This is a genomic window from Pseudomonadota bacterium (assembly GCA_030860485.1).
GTDB lineage: Bacteria > Pseudomonadota > Gammaproteobacteria > JACCXJ01 > JACCXJ01 > JACCXJ01.
In genome coordinates this window covers 1-5,765 of sequence record JALZID010000354.1, presented here as the reverse complement: position 1 = coordinate 5,765, position 5,765 = coordinate 1, and the positions used below count along the sequence as shown (strand labels likewise).

The 5,765-nt window shown below is 63.4% G+C and carries 4 protein-coding genes and 1 pseudogene; all 5 read right to left on the bottom strand.

Annotated features, from left to right (window positions below):
• Positions 1–151 precede the first annotated feature (151 nt).
• The 5 genes and pseudogenes from M3461_21945 to M3461_21925 all read right to left on the bottom strand — a co-directional run bounded on the left by M3461_21945 (position 152) and on the right by M3461_21925 (position 5,431).
• A complete protein-coding gene (locus M3461_21945; GenBank protein MDQ3776817.1) occupies positions 152–2,530 on the bottom strand; it encodes a DUF3141 domain-containing protein in 2,379 nt (792 codons plus the stop codon).
• Between the two features lie 121 nt (positions 2,531–2,651).
• Positions 2,652–2,789, bottom strand: a pseudogene (locus tag M3461_21940) (IS5/IS1182 family transposase).
• A gap of 59 nt (positions 2,790–2,848) precedes the next feature.
• Positions 2,849–3,448, bottom strand: a complete 600-nt coding sequence (locus M3461_21935) for a uracil-DNA glycosylase family protein (protein MDQ3776816.1) — start codon at positions 3,446–3,448, stop codon at positions 2,849–2,851.
• A gap of 30 nt (positions 3,449–3,478) precedes the next feature.
• Complete coding sequence (locus M3461_21930) at positions 3,479–4,969, bottom strand: NAD(P)-dependent oxidoreductase (GenBank protein ID MDQ3776815.1); 1,491 nt, start codon at positions 4,967–4,969, stop codon at positions 3,479–3,481.
• Positions 4,970–4,978: 9 nt separating this feature from the next.
• Positions 4,979–5,431, bottom strand: coding sequence for a CBS domain-containing protein (locus tag M3461_21925; protein MDQ3776814.1), 453 nt, complete (start codon positions 5,429–5,431; stop codon positions 4,979–4,981).
• Between the last annotated feature and the right edge of the window lie 334 nt (positions 5,432–5,765).

The following is a 5,765-nucleotide window of genomic DNA, read 5'->3' as shown; positions in this document are numbered from 1 at the left end:
AACAGGCACGTCATTCCGGCATGGATTGCCGGAATCCAGAGCACATGGACGTAGGTGCTGTCCTGCATCCTGGACCCCGGCAATCCCTGCCGGGGTGACGAATCACTTCGATTTAACATGACTGACTTACTAGCATCGTCTGGAAAATTGTTCAGCGCGTGGCCTTCACTATCCTTCGCCTCTTGGTGCGCCGGGCTTTCGCGGTAACCTCTGTGGCTCCGCTCGGGGCCGGCGGGGCCCTTGGTTGCCCGGCACCGAGGACCGTCCGGATGCGCTCCAGCATCGCGAGCTGCCCCGGGGCCGGCCGGTCCTTCCATATGCGGGGGTCGGTGGCCAGGCGCTCGAGGAGGGTCAATAGCCGCGCGCGGTCGGCCGGGTCGGGGAGGAGCGTGGACAGCGCCTCCAAGGCCCGTTCCGGCTCGAACGCGACGATGACCTCCTGCTGGCCGCGGATGCGGCGGCGTTCCTCCTGAGACAGCTTGGGTAAGAGCGCGGCGTAGTCCTCCATGAGCCCGGCCCGGAGCTCGATCTGCGCGAGGGGGATCGCTGCCTGACCGCGGGTCAGCAAGGCCCCGACTCGCGCCACGGCTTCCGGATATCCGCCCTCTGTGATCGACTCGAGCGCCTTTTGTACGACGGGCAAGGTGCGGGGATCGGTGCGGCCCGCGCCCCCCCGATCCCGTACCCCCATTGAGTCGGGGTGCTGGAGCGAGAACAGGCTGCCGTAGGTCTGGAAGAATGCGGCCTCGCTCACTGCGTCGCGCACGTCGCGCCCGTAGTCGAGGGACGCGGACAGGACCTCTGAGAGCGCATTCTCGGCCCTGCGCAGGGGATGGTCGTTATCGAGGGCGCGCCGCCCCGCCTTCACGGCCGCGGCCGCCGGCTCGAGCCATGCGAGCCAAGGGTTCAGATGGGAGATGGCCCAGCGCTCGACCCGCAGGGGATGAAAAGTGCGTCCCAGGGTCGCGGTAAGCTCGTTCGTCAGCGCCTGGACGATGGGTCGCACGAATAGCTCATAGGCGCGCTGATTGAAATCCGAGACGACCTCGACCGCCTCGAAGGCCTTTTCGTCGGCACGCTCGAAGCGGTTCAGACGCAGGACGACCTCTTCGAGCCGGCGCTCCACGAAGTGGACCTCGTAGATAACCCCCTCCGGCCCTTTCCTCTCCTCGATCTCCATCCCGTACAGGCCGGGCGGAAGCGCCTCGATCGACTTCATCACCGAGACGATCTGCGAGTGCTCTTTTCTCGCCACGCGCCCGGACACGAAGATCCCGAGGTGGCCGATGTCCTGGTGCAAGAGGCCGACGATGACCTGGCCGCGCGCCTTGATGTCCTCGGTCGAGCCATAGACATCGGCCACCCAGTTGAAGGCCTGCTGCGGGGGCGTGACGTTGTCGCCGAGCGAGGCGAACAGGATGATGGGTGAGCGGATCTCGCGCAGATCGAACACCTTGCCGCTGTTCGACTCGATGTCGCCTGACCAGAGATTGTTGCCGACGAAGAGCGTACGGGTGATCCACTCGATCTCCTCGCGGTTCATCAAATAGAACCCGCCCCACCAGCGCTCGAAGCCGAGGAAGCGCGGACCCTCGGTATCGACGTTCGCAAACAGGTGGTAGTACTTATTCCAGAACGTGTTGGCCGGGTCCAGGGACTCGAAGTTCAGCACCAGATGGGCGCCGTCGAATGTGCCCGCACCGAGGTCCGAGCAGAGCGAAGCGAGCCAGGTGCCGCCCAGCAATCCTCCCGCGTAGCGCATGGGGTTGTCTCCCTCTCCCTCACGCCAGGCGCCCCCCCAATAGGACATCGGCGCCCCGTTGATGACGATGGGGCCCGTGTCTTCGGGGAGCGCGGCGGCGAGCATCATCGCCGCCCATCCGCCCTGGCAGTTGCCGACGATCGCGGGCTTGGCGCTCTCGGGGTGCAGCTCGCGGACCTTGTGCACGAATGTCGCCTCCGCGGCGCATACATCGAAGAGCGTCTGGCCCGGCTCCGGATCGGGGAAAAAGACCACGAAGTACACCGGGTGGCCCGAGCGCAGGGCCACGCCGACCTGAGAGTCGTCCTTGAAGCCGCCGATCCCGGGGCCGTGGCCGGCACGCGGATCGATGATGATGTACGGTCTCCGTTCTGGGTACAGCTCGACATCCGGCGGGGGGATCATCCGCAGGAGCGCATAGTTGACCGGGTGCTCGAAGGTCCGCCCATCCATCACGGTCTCGTGCTGGAAGTGCAGGAGCGGTGGATGGCCGGCACGCTCGTGCTCGAGATAAGCGTCGCCGCGCCGGCGCAGCGTGTCCCAGAAGAGCACCGAGCGCTCTGTGGTGTCGAGTGCGTACTCGGTGCACGCCTTCCAGGCTTCGATAGGGGTGGACAGCGGCGCCCATTGCCACGTCAGGGATTCGGCCCCGATCCGCATGAGCCGCGTGCGGTAACGCTCGTGCGCGGTCCGCAGTCGATCGGAGAGCACTTCGGCCACCTTGGCCGAGACGATGCTCACGCGAGACAACGCTGCCTGCTCTTTCATGGCCGGAACCCGATTCGGCTCACTTGGGCAGCACGCAGGCGCGCACGACGAAGGCGATCACACCGATGACGATACCCCAAAGGGGTGTTGTTGCACAAATCAGCAGCGGGGCGAATTTCTCCAGAGGGGTGGGGAGTACCTCACCGTCGCCAACGCTGTTCGTCGTTACGAGGGCCGCCACGACCTCATGGGTGTCGGCGTCCACGCCCAAGTGGACCTTGCGCCAGGTTCGCCGTTTGCGCTAGCCGTGCTGAGCGAGAGCCCGGCCCGGCAGCCCTGCTCTCGGATGAGCTCTAGCGTGCGGTACACATGCTCGCGTCAGCGCACGGACAAGGCTTTGATTCGTGCGCGCAGCACCGGTACGAGCTGCCGCTCAAACCAGCGATGGTGCTTGAACCAAGGCTGATTGCGCGGCGACGGGTGAGGCAACGGGATGAATTGCGGAGCGTACTCCCGCCACGCCTTGGCCGTTTCGGCCAGCGACGGCTTGCGGCGACTGCCCAGAAAGTGGCGCTGCGCATACTGACCAATGAGCAGAGTTAGTTCAATCCATGGCAGCCGGGCCAGCAACTGGTCGAGCCAGAGCGCCGCGCATTCACGACGCGGCGGCATATCACCGCCAGTTCCCCGGCCCGGATAACAATAGCCCATGGGAATGATTGCGATGCGCGATTCATCATAGAAGACCTCCTTGTCAATTCCCATCCACGCGCGCAGACGCTCCCCGCTCGGGTCGTCCCACGGAATGCCGGTCGTGTGCACGCGCACACCGGGCGCCTGCCCCACGATGAGGATGCGGGCCGTTTCACCGGCACGCAACACCGGACGCGGACCGAGCGGCAGATGCGCCGCGCACGCACGGCAATCGCGCACGGCGGCCAGCAACGCTTCGAGGTTGGGATAACCTGTTTCGGACACGGCAATCTTTTCCTGACATCGGCTAAATTATCAAGCGATTCCAGTTGCCGTAGCGCTCCCGGATCGGGCCACGGCGGATGCTGAGCACCACCAGCCCAGCGCCCAAGACAGTACTGACGATGGTCGCAACCATGCTTGCACCAAACATGAAGGGGCAGCCATCAATAGGGCTCCAAGTGGAACACTGAGATATCGCACCGGCCGGGCGACTTCAGCCGCGGCGATCGAGACTACGGTCAGAACCAGCGAGCCGATCACGTGGTGGGCATTCGCCTTCGCGCCAAGGACTATTTCGCTCCGGCGCAGGAGCGGTTCCCCGATGTTGATCAGCAGCGGCTGGGTGATGAGCCAAGCGGTTGGCGCCGTGCTCGGTCCGAACCTGCGCCTCATGGCGGACGCGTAGCTTCTCCGGATTTTTACCCAGGTCGTCTGCCTTGCTGACCCAGGCCGGCGGCGTAACGCCGTTGGTTTCGTACCAACCGGCCGGGTCGTTCTTTGAGCCGCGACGAGGCGCGGCAGCTCATCTTTCAATCGGTGCCGCGGCTCCCAGTCGAGCAGATCGCGGGCGCGCCGGATGTCGAGCGCGTAGTGGTCGTCGGCCATAGCGACCATGAAGGGTTTGATGAACGGCGCCTCGCCTCCATCGATCGCGTCGAGGATGACCGGCTCGAGCTTGCCCTGCGCCGACGCACCCGCGGCGGCGATGGGCTTTGGCAGGCGCAGTGTCGGCCAATCATCCACACCGTGAATGAGATAGCCGAGTTCGTCTTGGAGCGCGTCGTGACCGATCGCGTCGGGCTCACCGATCAGAATCTCGGTTTCGGGCGGCAGCACATCGCGGCGGTCGACGGCGCGGCGGAACGCTTCGAGCATGTCGTCGCGGTGGAGCATTGCCTGACCGACCAGCGTGCTGCCTGAGTAGAAGTAGCTCAGGAAGTCGCGCTCGTAGATCCGCGCCATTTGCTGGGCCATCGTCGGCACGGTTGCGTGCTCGTCGTAGACACCGGCCAGCCGCAGGATGACGTAAGGGATCCGTTTGTGCTCCGCACGGATCACCGCCTCAGCGGCGGCCTTCGATTTCGGATAAGTCCAGCACGGTTCGATCGGCTGGTGCTCGTCGATGCGCTCGCCAGGGCGGCAAGGCGTGTGCACGAGCATAGTGCTCGAATAGACGAATTGCTTGACTTCGAAGTCCTGAAGCGCGCGCAGAAGGCGCCACGTGCCCTCGACATTGACGGATTGGTAGAGCGGGTTGTCCTCGCCCGTAAAGTCGAAATAGGCGACGAGGTGGATGACGCTGGCGATGCGCGAGCCGAACGCGTCGCGGAACTTGCGCAATGCCAGTTCGACTGCGGCATCGGATGTGAAGTCCGCCTCTAACACAGGGAAGTCGGCACCCTCTGCTTTAAGGTCGAGCCCGACGAGCCGGTAATCGCGATCGAGCGCCTCGCCGAGCGAACGGCCGAGGTTGCCGGTCGCGCCGGTGATGAGGACGATCGGCCTCAGGTCTGAGCCTGTCATCGGCACTCCTCACCGGTAGCCGATACCCATTATGTAATCCCGCAGAAGCGACACTTCATACTTTTCTTCTGCCATCAGCGCCCGAAGCGCATCTCGCGCATTGACGACGCCAGACGGTTTGGAATTCTCGTCGACGACGGGAATGTGTACGAAGCCGCACTTCTCCATCATCGACAAGACATCGGGCAGGGAGTCGGTCGGGCGGCAGTAGGCGACATCCCGGGTCATCACGTCAGCGGCCACGGTCGTGCAGACGCTTTCCCCGCAACGACCGATCTGCTGGACGATATTCGTTTTGGTGATGACACCCACCATCGCACCATCGGAATTACAGACGACGACAAGACTGATCTGCGTGCTCGAGAGCAGTTTCGCTACGTCCACGAGCAACGCATCGACGTTTATCGTCACCAGTCGCGAACGTGCCACAACGTCTATGCTGCTGACAAGCTTCATATTCATTCTTTGTCACTCTCCGTGCGGATCCAAGGTACTGCCAAGCAGCGCTCGCACCGCAAATACTCGCCGATCTCGCAAACGGCCGCAACAGATTACCCCTCGTCTCCGCCGGTACATAACTCAGCCGGCCTTGAACGATGCGGACCTATAGCCCGATAATTCCCCAATTCTGGACCGAGATAGCGCGTGTTTGACAGCTAAAAGATTCGGTCGTATCTTCCCTTTTGAAGAAAAAGGGCTTTTGAAAATCTTATTCTCCACAGCCTGCACGCACAGTTCGGTTCCGCTCGCTCCCAAATTTATGAGTTGTCACAGCTTACGCAGCTTGTTACTGTAC